Below are 12,765 nucleotides of genomic sequence, written 5' to 3'. Positions count from 1 at the left end.
TCGACAAGCTCAGGATGAGGTTTTCTGACGCCCGGCCATCAGGGGTCCTCATCCTGAGCCTGTCGAAGGACGAGGACCCCGCACGGCTTCGAACGTCGTTCCCGCCCTCACCCCCGCCGCACCAGTTCGCCGATGTACTGCTCCAGCGTCACGGTCCCCCGGCGCGGGGCCTCGGGCTTGAACGCCGTGTCGGCGGTGAGCTCGGTCATGCGGGTGTAGGACGCGGCGGCGGGTTCGGAGAAGCCCAGGGCGCGGTAGGCCGCGTCCCACTGGTCGCGCGGCGTGACCTTCGGCTCGACCGGCCGTTCCAGCGCCTGGGCGAAGGCGGCGGCCACGTCGGCCGGGGAATAGCGCGCGGGGCCTTCCACATAGCGGATCCCCTCCTGGCCGACCGGCTCGCGCAGGAAGTCGGCGGCGGCGCGGCCCAGGTCGACCGGGGCGACCATCGGCAGCTCCAGCTCGGCCGGCAGCATGGTCGGCAACGCGCCCTGCCGGGCCTGGTCGAGCGCGGCGTCCCAATTGCTCATGTAGTAGGCCGCCCGTTGCACGGTGACCGGGATCGGCTGGGCGGCCAGGGCCTGCTCGAAGTCGTACAGGATGTTGAGGTCGCCGCACCGCTCGCCCGGCTGGGCGCCGTAGGTCGACTCGGCCACCACCTTCTCCAGGCCCGAGCCCTCCAGCGCCGCGACGATGCCGGCGAAGGTGCGGTGCTCCTCGACCTCGGTGTCGGTCGACGGGGCGGCGGACGGGTTCAGCAGGAAGGCGCGTCGGCCGCGCCGCAATACCGCCCGCAGCCCGTCGGGATCCAGGACGTCGGCCACGGCCGTTTCCGCGCCCTTGGCCCGCCAGGCGGCGGCCTTGTCCTCATGGTGGAGCACGACGGTGACCGGCTCGCCGGCCTCCAGCAGGGTCTCGGCCACGGCCGGGCCGACATGGCCGGTGGCGCCCAGGACGATGAACATGGCGCTAGCCCTCCTTCGGCGCTTCGAAGGTGATCACCACGCTGTCGGCCGAGCGGTCCGCCGGGCCGTGATAGACCGCCTCGATGTTGTTGCCGTCCGGGTCATAGGCGAAGGCGGCGTAGTAGCCGGGGTGGTAGGGCCGCTCGCCGGGCCCGCCGTTGTCGCGCCCGCCATTGGCCAGGGCGGCGGCGTGGAAGCGCTGGACGGTCGCCTGGTCCGGGGCCTGGAAGGCCAGGTGCACGTGGCTGGCCGGCTCGCCGACGTCGATCCACAGCTCGTCGGCGTAGACATGATCGCCGGCCCCGGGGATGCTACCCTCGACCAAGGGCACGCCGATCGCCTCGAGCACGGCCTTGTAGAACCGCTTCATGGCCGGCAGGTCCCGGGTGCGCAGGTGGACGTGGTCGATCAGGCGGCCGCGATGGAGTTGCATGGGGAGGCCTCCGGTTGGGGGGTGTTCCGGCATCAACGTGGAGGTGTGCGGCGCAGTTTCCGGCGGCGGCCAAGCGTGACTGTTCCGGGGGGGTAACGCTGCTATCCCACGGGCAGGGGCGCGGCGTCGCTCTCTCACGCGGCTGGCCGCTGAGCTATCGGAAAGGGTCGCGGAGCGCCGGACATCGTCCGGAGTTTGAAAATGAATACCGTTTTCGACGAAGCCCGATCGCTCCGCGCCATCGTTATCCGGAAGCCCGCGGCGCTGAGCCCTGTTCGGGCCTCGCCGCCTTGAAGCCTCCGACGGGCGGGCCAGGTCAACGAACCCCGGTCCCGGACCGCGAGCGCGTCACCGCCCGCCTGTTGCTCCGCCAGCCCTCGCGCCACGTCGTTTTTGTGTTCCAGGCCCGACCGGCTCCAGAGACGCGAGGTTTGATGCTGTCCATACGCACGCGGACAACACCGCCGACAGAGCTTCCCGCTCGATCGCCCCCCGCCGCCGCATCGGTCGCTGGCCATGCGCCCTTTCCCTGCGACGAGGTGAGGTCAGGATACGGCCGGTCTGGAGGGGTGGGGATCAATTTGGGTCGAAAAAGTTCAGGGCGTTGAAATCGCTGGGCCTTGGTCGCTATCCGCCGAGCATAAGCCTCCAAAGCCTTCTTTCCTCCGGGAGAGCGTGAAGACGGCGCTGCGTCCCCATACCCCGTCATCCTCGGACTTGTTCCGAGGATCCCTCGTTCAGCCGAACTGTCGGCGCCACGAGGCCGCGAGCTCGCCGCTTCACGGATCGTCCTTCTTGGCGGCGGAGGCAGGGGTCCTCGGAACAAGTCCGAGGATGACGGCCTTTGGGGGGCGTCGGTGTGAAACCGGACAGGGTGAAACCTCTCACCCTCCCACCGCTTCGCGGCGGGCCCCTCCCTCTCTCCATGAGAGAGGGTTCAAGCAGGGCCCCTCCCGACCTCCGCCCGCAGCGGCGAGGCCGCGCCTTGAAACCTTGGCTGCCAGCGTGCTCTGGGGACTGACCGAGTCAAGGACGGCGCGTCGCGCCGCCGCGACGCGGCCGCCGGAGGCGGTCCTTGACTCGGTCAGTCCCCAGAGCTCCCATCCACCAAGGCTTTAAGGCGTGGCCGCATCCGGCGGGGCGGATGATTTTCCACGATGCCAAATCGCCTAGCGTGACCCGGATGAGGATCAGGTCATGAACCGGGTTGGACCTACTCGTTCAGTGCGTCGGCCGCCGCCTTAAAGCGGGTCGTGGCGATCAGCTTGGGAAGGAGCGCGTCGCAGGTCTGTGCGAGTACGGGGTGACGGTCTCGCACAACTTCTTGGGGGATGAAGCCGCCGGACGTCTCACGCACCGTCATGATCAGATCAGTGGCTACCAGCGCGACCTTTGCACATTGCCAAAGGTCCACCTTCGCCCGGTCGTCGTCGTCCAGATCGAAGAAAGGCATGTGTAGCGAACGGTCGTGGATGGGAAGGAGCCGATGGTTGATGCGACGCCATGGGAGAAATGGTGGAGCTTTGTGATGTTGCCCTATCTCCAAGCTTCGTCGCTCCGTCAGCCTGCGGGCTTTCTCAAAGATGCTGGCTGGTCGCACTTCGCACCGCTCTTGCACGACGAGATTCCGGAATATCTGCTTCCGCACATAGAGCCGAGCGACCGGCCTCGAATGAGCGTTGATTTGCGCAAGGTGTTCAGCGATTTCCGGTTCTCGACGGATGCGGAGCCGGGTTTGGAACTCGTGGATATCGTGACGAACGGCCTTCGCCGAGCGATGGTCGGTCACCTTCAGAAAACGGGATGGATCGGGATGCCGGATTTGATGATCCGGCGCCGCGATCAGAACCTAACGATCATTTCGATGAACGGCGTCGAGCCTCCGCCAAAGCTCCCATACGCGGACGTGATCCAGCATTTCAAAGGCGTAGGAAGGGAAATGCTGACCACACCTCGTCGCTAGCCGTTTTGGGGGCAGCTCAACGGCATGTCCAAAATTTCAAAAGGGTTTTCCAAAAAAGATTAGGTAAAATAACGGCTTGAAAACCCTAGGTTTCCGTTCAGGTCCACCAAAGTCTGCTTTCCGGAGCGATCCTTGAGTGCGCCTAGGCCCAGAACTGGACATGGGCTTCTGAGGTTCTACCGCCGCCCAAACAACCGCTCAATATCCGCCAGCTTCAGCTCCACATAGGTCGGCCGCCCGTGGTTGCACTGGCCCGAGTGCGGCGTGGCCTCCATCTCGCGCAGCAGGGCGTTCATCTCCGCGCCGTTCAGGCGCCGGCCGGCCCGGACGCTGCCGTGGCAGGCCATGGTGGAGCAGACCTCCTCCAGGCGCTCCTTCAGGGCCAGGGCCGCGCCGTTCTCGGCCAGGTCGTCGGCGATGTCGCGGACCAGGCCCGCGGCGTCGGTCTTGCCCAGCAGGGCCGGGGTCTCGCGGACCAGCACCGCGCCGGGGCCGAAGCTCTCGACGACCAGGCCCAGGGCCGCCAGCTCCTCGGACCGGGCGACGACGCGCTCGGCCTCGGCGGGGTCCAGCTCGACCACCTCGGGCAGCAGCAGGGCCTGGCGGGCGACGCCGCCGGCCGCCATCTCGCCCTTCATCCGCTCGTAGACCAGGCGCTCGTGGGCGGCGTGCTGGTCGACGATGACCACGCCGTCGCGGGTCTGGGCGACGATATAGGTCTCGTGCACCTGGGCCCGGGCCGCGCCCAGCGGGAAGTCGACCGGGTCGAACGCCGGGCCGGGGCCTTCGCCCAGGCCGCCGCCGCCCGGGTAGGCGACATTGGGCGGGGCGTCGTAGTCGCCGAACGCCGCCTCGCGCACCGCCTCGGCCACGCCGCCGCCGGCGAACGCCTCGGCGCGGGTGGCGTAGGCCTCCTCCGGCGCGGCCTCGTAGCGGGCCGAGACGTCCGACAGGCCCGGCAGCACCTGCGGCGCCGGCCGCGTCCAGCCGCCCGCCTGCCAGGCCGAGAAGCCGGCGGGGGAGGGGCCCGGCTGATAACCCGGATAAGCGCCCGGCGCGGCCAGGCTCTGCGCCCGGATGGCGTCCAGGGCGCTGGCCGCCGTGGTGGTCGAGGCCCGGTGGCCGGCCGCCGCCAGGGCGTGGCGCAGCGCCCCGACGATCAGGCCGCGCACCAGGGCCGGGTCGCGGAACCGCACCTCGGCCTTGGCCGGGTGGACGTTGACGTCGACCTCGGCGGCGTCGAGGCTGATATAGAGCGCCGCCGTCGGGTGGCGGTCCCGGGCGAGGAAATCGGCATAGGCCGCGCGCAGGGCCCCCTGCAGCAGCCGGTCGCGCACGGGGCGGCCGTTGACGAACAGGTACTGGTGGGCGGCGTTGCCGCGGTTGTAGGTGGGCAGGCCGGCGAAGCCCGTCAGCCGCACGCCGTCGCGGGTCTGGTCGATCTCGATGGCGTTGTCGTGGAAGTCGCGGCCCAGCACCGCCGACAGCCGGGCCAGGCGGCCTTGCGGGCCGGGGTGCTCGGGCGGCAGGCGGATGATCCGGCGGCCGTCGATGTCCAGGCTGAAGCCGACGCCCTCGTTGGCCATGGCTTGGCGCTTGATCTCCTCGGTGATGGCCAGGGCCTCGGCGCGTTCGGACTTCATGAACTTCAGCCGGGCGGGGGTGGCGTAGAACAGGTCGCGCACCTCGATCCGCGCCCCGTGGTCGCCAGCGAAGGCGGCGGGGGCCACCTCGCCGACCGCGCCGCCCTCGACCAGGATCGAGAAGGCGTCCTTGCTGCCCTTGGCCCGCGAGCTGATCGACAGCCGCGCCACCGAGCCGATCGAGGGCAGGGCCTCGCCCCGGAAGCCCATGGTGTGGATGCGCAGCAGGTCCCACAGGCCGTCGGCGTCGGGGGCCAGCTTGGAGGTGGCGTGGCGCTCGATGGCGACAGGCAGTTCCTCGGCGGACAGGCCGCAGCCGTCGTCGGCCACCAGGATGCGGGTCAGGCCGCCGCCGTGGGCCTCGACCTCGATCCGCGTGGCGCCGGCGTCGATGGCGTTGTCGACCAGTTCCTTGATGGCGCTGGCCGGCCGCTCGACCACCTCGCCGGCGGCGATGCGGTTGACGGTCTCGGGCGGCAGGCGGCGGATCGGCATCGGGAACTCTCGTCAGGCGCCAGGGCGTTCGGCGCCGCATTGCGCCTTCGTAATTTGACCAGTCCAGCTTGGCCCGGTCCAACTGGCGAAGACCGATCATCCTAGATCGATTCCGCCCGCCTTCGAGGACCGTACATAGTGATCAAACACCGCCTTGCCGCCTGCGTCGCCCTGTTTGGCCTGCTGACCGCCTCATCGGCCCTGGCCCAGCAGGCGGTCGACGCCTCCGGTCCGATCGACCTGCACAAGGTCGACCCCGAGGCCAACCTGGTCGAGGAGCTGGTGGTCAACGCCCCGATGCCCGGCCCGGCCTGGTGGAAGGTCAGCGACGCCGACACCACCGTCTATGTGCTGGGCGTGCCGGGCATGACGCCCAGCGACCTGACGTTCGACGACACGGTGCTGCGCCGCCGGCTGGACGGCGCCAACGTGCTGATCATGGGCCAGGAGGCCGAGGTCAGCGTCATCCGGCTGCTCAGCCTGGTGCTCGGCGGCCGCAAACTGTTCCTGATGGACCGGCCCATGCGCGAGACCCTGCCGCCGGACCTGCGCGCCCGGCTGGAGGCGCGGCTGAAGGCCTCCAAGAAGAAGCCCGACGAGATGGACGACATCAAGCCCGCCTTCGCCGGCTTCGTGATCGGCAACTCGCAGGAGGGCAACCTCTCGATCCACCTGGGCAGCCTCACCGACCAGATCAAGGCGCTGGCCAAGGACAAGGACCTGGCCAAGCGGCCGCGTATCCAGACCTTGGACGGCTACAGCCTGGTGGGGGCGATCAAGAGCCTGGCCTCGGCTCCCCAGCCGCTGCAGGAGCTGTGCCTGGACGCGGGCCTGCGCCAGGCCGACAGCGGCGACGGCGGGATCAAGGCCGTGGCGGACCGCTGGGCCAAGGGCCAGGTGCGGGCCCTGGTCTCGGCCGACCGCGGCTTCTCGCGCTGCCTGGCCTCGACCCCGTCGATCAGCCGCGAGCTGCGCGACGGCCAGAAGGACGCGGTCAAGGCCATCTCGTCGGCGCTGAAGACCCCCGGCAAGGCGGTGGCGGTGATCGAGCTGCGCTCGCTGCTGGCCGAGGGCGGGGTGCTGGAACAGCTGAAGGCCAAGGGCTTCACGGTGGAGACGCCGGGGGCGTGAACAGGAGATGCTTCCCTCCCCCTTGCGGGGAGGGTGGCCTCGCGAAGCGAGGTCGGGTGGGGGATCGGTGCAGGGCGCCCACGCGGCGGCGACGCCCCACCCACCAGCTTCGCTGGTCCCCCCTCCCCATGAAGGGGAGGCACAGCCGCTGAGAAGAAGTGCGAGAAGTTTGCCTTGTCCCGGAGACCTGACATGCGGCGATCATGGACCTGGATGCTGGCGGCCCTCGCCCTCACCGCCGCCGCGCCGGCCCACGCCCAGACCGCGCCGCCGGCCCTGGACGACCCCGAGGCCAATGTCGTCGAGGCCCTGGTCGTGGCGGCCAGGCTGCCCGGCCCGGCCTGGTGGAAAATCGCCGACGGCGACACCACGCTCTACATGCTGGGCGTGCTGCAGGCCCTGCCGCGCGGCCAGGGCTGGGACACCGGCGTGCTGGACCGCCGGCTGGACGGGGCTTTCGCGGTGATCCTGCCGCCGGAGGGCAAGGCCGGGCTGGGCGACGTTCCGGCCGCCCTGGCGCTGCGCAAGCGGCTCAGGTCCGACGTCCCGCTGGACGCCGCCGTCGGCGACCTGGCGCCCAAGCTGGCGCGGGCCAGGGCGACCCTGGGCAAGCCGGCCGACGCCTATGACGGCTGGAATCCGCTGGGGGCGGGGATCATGATGGCCGGCGACTATCGCAAGACGGTCCGGCTGGAGCCGGACGAACCGGAGCGGACGATCCAGCGCCTGGCCCGCAAGCATCGGGTCAAGGTCCGGCCGGCCGCCACCTACAAGGTCATGCCGCTGATCAAGACGGCGGTGCGCGGCCATTCGCGCGAGGCCGGGTTGCTGTGCCTGGAGGGCGTGCTCGACGAGGTCAACGCCGGACCCGAGGCCGCGCGCGAGGCCGCCCGGGCCTGGGCGCGGGGCGACGTGCGCGGCGCGATCGCCGGTCCGCGCAACTTCCAGCGCTGCCTGTTGGCCCTGCCCGGCATGGCCGACCTGGAGCGTCAGGGGACCCGCGACGAGGTCGAGGCCCTGAGCGCGGCGATGCGGACGCCGGGCCACGCGGTGGCGGTCTATGGGATCCGGAGTCTGGTGGCCCGCGGCGGCGTGCTGGACCAGATGCGGGCGCGGGGATTTTTGGTGACGGCGCCGGAGTAGGGGGCAAAGACCCCCTCAGTCGCTTCGCGACAGCTCCCCCAAAGGGGGGGCATCTGGGCGCCGACAGATCCTCCCCTTTGGGGGAGGTGGCCCGGAGGGCCGGAGGGGGTCTGCGGCCAAAGAAAGAGGCCCGGAAGTTTCCTTCCGGGCCTCTTTCCAGAGTTCAGCGCCCCAGGCCCTACAGGCCCGGCAGCTTGATCTTGCCCTGCTTCTCGCGGGTGATGATGATCGTGCCGTTGCCGGTCAGGGCCTTCAGGCGGGCTTCTTCGGCGGCCGCGTCGACGGTGACGGATTCGGTGGCGCCGGTCTCGGCGGCGGTCGGGGCGGCGGTCTTGTCGCCCTTCTTCCAGAACATCACCTTGCTGGCGAAGCTCTCATCCTTGTGGGCCAGGTCGCCGTTCTCGTCGTCGACGACGAAGCGGATCAGCGGGTCGGCCTTGTCGACGCCGGCCTTGGAGACCAGCAGCTTCTCGCCGTCCGAGCGGCCGGCGGCGTTGCTCTGGCCGATCAGGGCCTGGCGGGCGGCGCTTTCAGGCTGCAGTTCCTGCGGGCGCGGCTCGCCGGGAGCCGGCGGGCGCAGGCTGTAGTCGGGCGGCACCACCAGCGGGGCCTTGGTGACGACGCGGAACTCGTCCGGAACGACCTTGCTCATGCCCAGCGCCTTCGACGCGGACTGGCAGCCGGCCAGGCCCGTGGCGGCCACGACGGCCAAAGCGCCCAGGGTCGCGACCCGATAGAAACTCATGAACCTGCTCCAGCGGCCCCCCGGGCCGTAAATTCGGACGCTCTCGATACGACATCCGAGGCCGGGCGCCAATCTTCCTTGAGATCGTGGCTACGTTAGGGCGCTTGTGTCGCTTCAGAGCCTGATCGGCGTTCGAGGCCGGTGGGTGGTCCTCGTCCTTCGACAAGCTCAGGATGAGGACCGTTCTTGAGGCCGGACGCCAGAAAAACCTCATCCTGAGCCTGTCGAAGGACGAGGTTTTCGCCTCCGCCCGCTGGTCCTACAGCCCGTGGCCGTCGGGATTGGCCAGCTTTTTCTCTTCCGACAGGAAGCTGTCCAGCAGCAGCAGGCAGACCCCGACCGTGATGCCCGAGTCGGCGACGTTGAACACCCACGGGAAGTGGATCCGCGACACGTCGATGAAGTCGACGACATAGCCGTAGCGGATGCGGTCGATCAGGTTGTTGCCGAACGCCCCGCCGATGATCAGGCCGATGCCGGCCGCCATCAGCGGCTTGGTCGCCTTGCGCGCCCAGAGCGCCAGGGCGACCACCACGACGGCCGAGAAGATCGTCAGCAGCCAGCGACTCAGTTCCGAGCCGCGGAACAGGCCAAAGCTCATGCCGAAATTGTGCACCAGGGTCAGGTAGAACGGCCCGGCCACCTGTTGGCTGGCGCCGGGGGCGGTTCCCAGCGTCGACAGGATCCAGGCCTTGCTGACCTGGTCGAGCACGACGGTGATCACGGCGATCAGATAGGCGGTCCAGCCGAGGCGGGTGATCTTGAGCATTCTTCGCTTTTCCTTGGATCCTCTCCCAGAGGGAGAGGAAGGGGCCCGCCGCGCAGCGGTGGGAAGGTGAGGGGGTTACACCGTTGGCCGGCGCGCCGTCTGGCGCCTTAACCCCTCACCCTCCCACGCCTGGCGGCGCGGGTCCCTCCCTCTCCCTCTGGGAGAGGGTGATCTTAAACCGCGTGTACGCTATCCCACCACGCCACCGCTTCGGCGTCGCGCAGGCTGAGTTCCGGATAGCGCGGGTCGGTTCCCACCTCCGGCAGGATGCGCCACGAGCGGGCGCACTTCTTGCCTTCGGCCAGCTTCGGCTCCACGGCCACGCCCTTGACCTCGTCCACGGCGAAGGCCCCGGAGGCCTGGCCGGCGACCAGGGTCGCCTGGCTGGTGCGGAACACCTCGGCCGCGTCGACGCCGTCGAAGGCCGCCAGCAGGTCGGGGTCGGCGATGTGCACCAGCGGCGCGGCCTCAAGCGCCGAGCCGATCCGCTTCTCGCGGCGCTCGACCTCCAGGGCGGCGGTCACCACCGAGGTCACGGTCTCGACCTTGGCCCAGCGCGCGGCTTCGGCGTCGTTGCGCCACGCCGCCGGGGTCTCCGGCATCACCCGCAGCACGTTGCTGCCCGCGTCGGGGAAGCGCGTGGTCCAGGCCTCTTCCATCGTGAAGCTGGTTAGCGGCGACAGCCACACGGTCAGGCGCTCGAACACGTAGTCCAGCACCGTGCGGTAGGCCCGGCGGCGCAGGGCGGTGGGCGCGTCGCAATAGAGGCTGTCCTTGCGGATGTCGAAGAACAGGGCCGACAAGTCGCCCTGGCAGAAGTCGATCAGCGGCCGGATCACGTCGCTGAAGCGATAGGCCTCGTAGGCCGCCTTCACCTGGGCGTCGAGCTCCCAAAGCCGGTGCAGGATGTACTTCTCCAGCGGCGGGAAGTCGGCGTAGTCGGTGACCCGCTCGGCCTCGTCGAAGCCGGCCAGGGCGCCCAGCAGGTAGCGGGTGGTGTTGCGCAGCTTGCGATAGGCGTCGGTGGTCGTGGCCAGGATGGTCTTGCCGATCCGCTGGTCCTCGGAATAGTCGACCATCGCCGCCCACAGCCGCAGGATCTCGGCGCCGCTCTCCTTGGTGATGGTCTGGGGCTCGACGGTGTTGCCCTTGGACTTGGACATCTTCTCGCCGTTCTCGTCCTGGGTGAACCCGTGGGTCAGGACGCCCTTGTACGGCGCGCGGCCGCGCGTGCCGCAGCTCTCCAGAAGCGACGACTGGAACCAGCCGCGGTGCTGGTCCGAGCCTTCGAGGTAGAGGTCGGCCGGGCTGCGGCTGTCGTTGCGACCTTCCAGCGTGAAGGCGTGGGTCGAGCCGCTGTCGAACCAGACGTCGAGGATGTCGACGACCTTCTCGTACTGGGCGGGGTCACGGTCGCCGAGAAAATGCTCGTCCGGCAGCTCGAACCAGGCGTCGCTGCCGCCATCCTGGATGGCGTCGAGGATACGGCGGTTGACCGCCTCGTCCATCAGCGGCACGCCCGTCTCCTTGTCGACGAACATGGCGAGCGGCGTGCCCCAGGCGCGCTGGCGGCTGATCAGCCAGTCGGGCCGCGTCTCGACCATCGAGCCGATGCGGTTGCGGCCGGCGTCGGGGTGGAAGGCGGTGTCAGCGATGGCCTGGACGGCCGTCTCGCGCAGGGTCTTGCCGCCCAGCGACGGCACGGCCTGGTCCATGCGGATGAACCACTGCGGGGTGTTGCGGAAGATCACCGGGGCCTTGGAGCGCCAGCTGTGCGGGTAGCTGTGCTCGACGCGGCCGCGGGCCAGCAGGTTCCCGGCCTCGATCAGCTTGTCCATCACCGCGCCGTTGGCCGGGCCGAACTTGCCGGCCTTCTTGCCCTCGGTCTCGATGACCTTCAGGCCGGCGAACAGCGGCACGTGCGGGAAATAGGTGCCGTCGGGATCGACGGTGTCGGGGATGGAGTCATCGATCCTTTGCTGGATCGACGCCGGGAGTTTGCTGTTGAGAGCAGCGAAGCCGAGTCGCTTTTCGACCCATACAGCGTAGTCGTCTTGACCATGACCGGGCGCGGTATGGACGAAGCCGGTACCGGCATCGTCTGTCACGTGATCGCCGGCCAGCAGAGGGATTGGGATCTTGTAGCCGTCGTCCAGATCCCACAGCGGATGTTTGGCCGTGACGATGCTTGGGTCGGCTGCTTCCACCCGCTCCCAAGTGCTGATTTTGGCGGCTACACGAACTTGCTCGGCCAGCTTGTCGGCGACGATCAACTTTTCGCCGACATGAGCCCATGGCTCGAACTCGAGACCCTCTTCCAACGACCGCACGACGTAGGTCCCGTAGGAGATCGCGGGATTGAAGGAGATCGCTCGGCTCGCGGGGATTGTCCAAGGCGTCGTAGTCCAGATGACGATCTTGGCGTCCAGTGGATAGCTACGTTGATCATGCGGAGCGATGTGCAGAGTGGGATACTTCACCCACACCGTCGGGCTCGTGTGGTCGTGGTACTCGATCTCCGCGTCGGCCAGGGCCGTGCGCTCGACCGGGCTCCACATCACCGGCTTGGAGCCCCGATAGAGCTGGCCGCTGGTGGCGAACTTGTGGAACTCGGCGACGATGGTGGCTTCGCTGGCGTAGTCCATGGTGGCGTAGCGGTTCCACCAGTCGCCCAGCACGCCCAGACGCTGGAACTCGACCTTTTGGGCCTCGATCCAGCCGGCGGCGTATTCGCGGCAGCGCTTGCGGAACTCGGCGGCCGGCACCTCGTCCTTGCGGCGGCCCTTGGCGCGGAACTCCTCCTCGATCTTCCACTCGATCGGCAGGCCGTGGCAGTCCCAGCCGGGCACGTAGTCGACGTCGTAGCCCAGGGCGAAGCGGCTGCGGACCACGAAGTCCTTCAGCGTCTTGTTCAGGGCGTGGCCGATGTGGATGGCGCCGTTGGCGTAGGGCGGGCCGTCGTGCAGCACGAACAGCGGGGCGTTCGCGGCCTGGCGGGCGGCGCGCACGGCGCCGTACAGGCCCTTGTCCGACAGGGCCGCCCAGCCCTCCAGGATCTCGGGCTCCTTCTTGGGCAGGCCGCCGCGCATCGGAAACGGGGTGTCGGGAAGGAAGACGGTTTCGCGGTAGTCGCGGGCGGTCGTCGTGGCGTCGTCGGCCATGGGAGAGCTATCCAGCGTAGGGGGTTCGGAAAAAGGTTGCGGGGTCGTCGTCCCGGCGCGCGCTGGAGCAGTCGTCCGGCGGCGTCACGCCGGGCGGTTAATTCGCGGGGTTTTCCGAACGAAAGGCATGGGCGGGGGATAGCAGAGGCGGAGGGGAGGGGCAAACGGGATGGTCGACCCGTTGATTCCCGAGGTTTGTTCGAGCTGGCGCCGTTAACCTTTTCCGCGCGTTCACGAAGAGCTGATTTGTGGTTAAGGCGCGGCGTAATGGCTCAGAGTCGTTAATCTGTTCGACTCACGGCCAGCGCGACTCGCATACT

The 12,765-nt window shown here is 69.0% G+C and carries 10 protein-coding genes; 3 read left to right on the top strand and 7 right to left on the bottom strand.

The window, feature by feature from the left end; all coding sequences use genetic code 11:
- Window positions 1–107: 107 nt before the first annotated feature.
- The 3 genes from G3M57_RS21065 to G3M57_RS21055 form a co-directional block, all read right to left on the bottom strand.
- On the bottom strand, window positions 108–962 hold the full coding sequence (locus G3M57_RS21065; protein ID WP_163232788.1) for an NmrA family NAD(P)-binding protein: 855 nt from the start codon (window positions 960–962) through the stop codon (window positions 108–110).
- Between the two features lie 4 nt (window positions 963–966).
- Window positions 967–1,395: a VOC family protein gene (locus G3M57_RS21060; RefSeq protein WP_163232786.1), complete on the bottom strand. Its 429-nt coding sequence runs from the start codon at window positions 1,393–1,395 to the stop codon at window positions 967–969.
- 1,213 nt (window positions 1,396–2,608) lie between these two features.
- Entirely contained in the window at window positions 2,609–2,848 is a 240-nt protein-coding gene (locus G3M57_RS21055) for a hypothetical protein (RefSeq protein WP_163232784.1), read from the bottom strand.
- 33 nt (window positions 2,849–2,881) lie between these two features.
- Between G3M57_RS21055 and G3M57_RS21050 the strand changes: the two genes are divergently transcribed.
- Entirely contained in the window at window positions 2,882–3,358 is a 477-nt protein-coding gene (locus G3M57_RS21050) for a hypothetical protein (RefSeq protein ID WP_163232782.1), read from the top strand.
- Between the two features lie 176 nt (window positions 3,359–3,534).
- Here G3M57_RS21050 and mutL read toward each other — a convergent pair whose 3' ends face one another.
- Complete coding sequence (gene mutL / locus G3M57_RS21045; protein WP_163232780.1) at window positions 3,535–5,496, bottom strand: DNA mismatch repair endonuclease MutL; 1,962 nt, start codon at window positions 5,494–5,496, stop codon at window positions 3,535–3,537.
- 138 nt (window positions 5,497–5,634) lie between these two features.
- Between mutL and G3M57_RS21040 the strand changes: the two genes are divergently transcribed.
- Window positions 5,635–6,627, top strand: coding sequence for a TraB/GumN family protein (locus tag G3M57_RS21040; protein WP_230983886.1), 993 nt, complete (start codon window positions 5,635–5,637; stop codon window positions 6,625–6,627).
- A 192-nt stretch (window positions 6,628–6,819) separates the two neighbouring features.
- Complete coding sequence (locus G3M57_RS21035; protein ID WP_163232778.1) at window positions 6,820–7,770, top strand: TraB/GumN family protein; 951 nt, start codon at window positions 6,820–6,822, stop codon at window positions 7,768–7,770.
- Between the two features lie 178 nt (window positions 7,771–7,948).
- Here the strand turns inward: G3M57_RS21035 and G3M57_RS21030 are convergent, their stop codons facing one another.
- The 3 genes from G3M57_RS21030 to ileS form a co-directional block, all read right to left on the bottom strand.
- Window positions 7,949–8,515: a DUF3035 domain-containing protein gene (locus tag G3M57_RS21030; protein WP_056751618.1), complete on the bottom strand. Its 567-nt coding sequence runs from the start codon at window positions 8,513–8,515 to the stop codon at window positions 7,949–7,951.
- 259 nt (window positions 8,516–8,774) lie between these two features.
- Complete coding sequence (lspA, locus tag G3M57_RS21025) at window positions 8,775–9,284, bottom strand: signal peptidase II (RefSeq protein WP_163232776.1); 510 nt, start codon at window positions 9,282–9,284, stop codon at window positions 8,775–8,777.
- A 173-nt stretch (window positions 9,285–9,457) separates the two neighbouring features.
- Window positions 9,458–12,445: an isoleucine--tRNA ligase gene (ileS, locus tag G3M57_RS21020; RefSeq protein WP_163232774.1), complete on the bottom strand. Its 2,988-nt coding sequence runs from the start codon at window positions 12,443–12,445 to the stop codon at window positions 9,458–9,460.
- Window positions 12,446–12,765 lie beyond the last annotated feature (320 nt).

It is taken from the genome of Caulobacter rhizosphaerae (assembly GCF_010977555.1).
Classification (GTDB): Bacteria; Pseudomonadota; Alphaproteobacteria; order Caulobacterales; family Caulobacteraceae; genus Caulobacter; species Caulobacter rhizosphaerae.
The sequence above is the reverse complement of the archived record's forward strand: the minus strand, read 5'-3'. Positions and strand labels throughout refer to the sequence as shown.

Excerpts from the sequence above, each read along its gene's own strand:
- G3M57_RS21065 (WP_163232788.1), bottom strand. The coding sequence starts at position 962 with ATGTTCATCGTCCTGGGCGCCACCGGCCATGTCGGCCCGGCCGTGGCC.
- G3M57_RS21060 (WP_163232786.1), bottom strand. The coding sequence starts at position 1,395 with ATGCAACTCCATCGCGGCCGCCTGATCGACCACGTCCACCTGCGCACC.
- G3M57_RS21055 (WP_163232784.1), bottom strand. The coding sequence starts at position 2,848 with ATGCCTTTCTTCGATCTGGACGACGACGACCGGGCGAAGGTGGACCTT.
- G3M57_RS21050 (WP_163232782.1), top strand. The coding sequence starts at position 2,882 with ATGGTTGATGCGACGCCATGGGAGAAATGGTGGAGCTTTGTGATGTTG.
- mutL (WP_163232780.1), bottom strand. The coding sequence starts at position 5,496 with ATGCCGATCCGCCGCCTGCCGCCCGAGACCGTCAACCGCATCGCCGCC.
- G3M57_RS21035 (WP_163232778.1), top strand. The coding sequence starts at position 6,820 with ATGCGGCGATCATGGACCTGGATGCTGGCGGCCCTCGCCCTCACCGCC.
- G3M57_RS21030 (WP_056751618.1), bottom strand. The coding sequence starts at position 8,515 with ATGAGTTTCTATCGGGTCGCGACCCTGGGCGCTTTGGCCGTCGTGGCC.
- lspA (WP_163232776.1), bottom strand. The coding sequence starts at position 9,284 with ATGCTCAAGATCACCCGCCTCGGCTGGACCGCCTATCTGATCGCCGTG.
- ileS (WP_163232774.1), bottom strand. The coding sequence starts at position 12,445 with ATGGCCGACGACGCCACGACGACCGCCCGCGACTACCGCGAAACCGTC.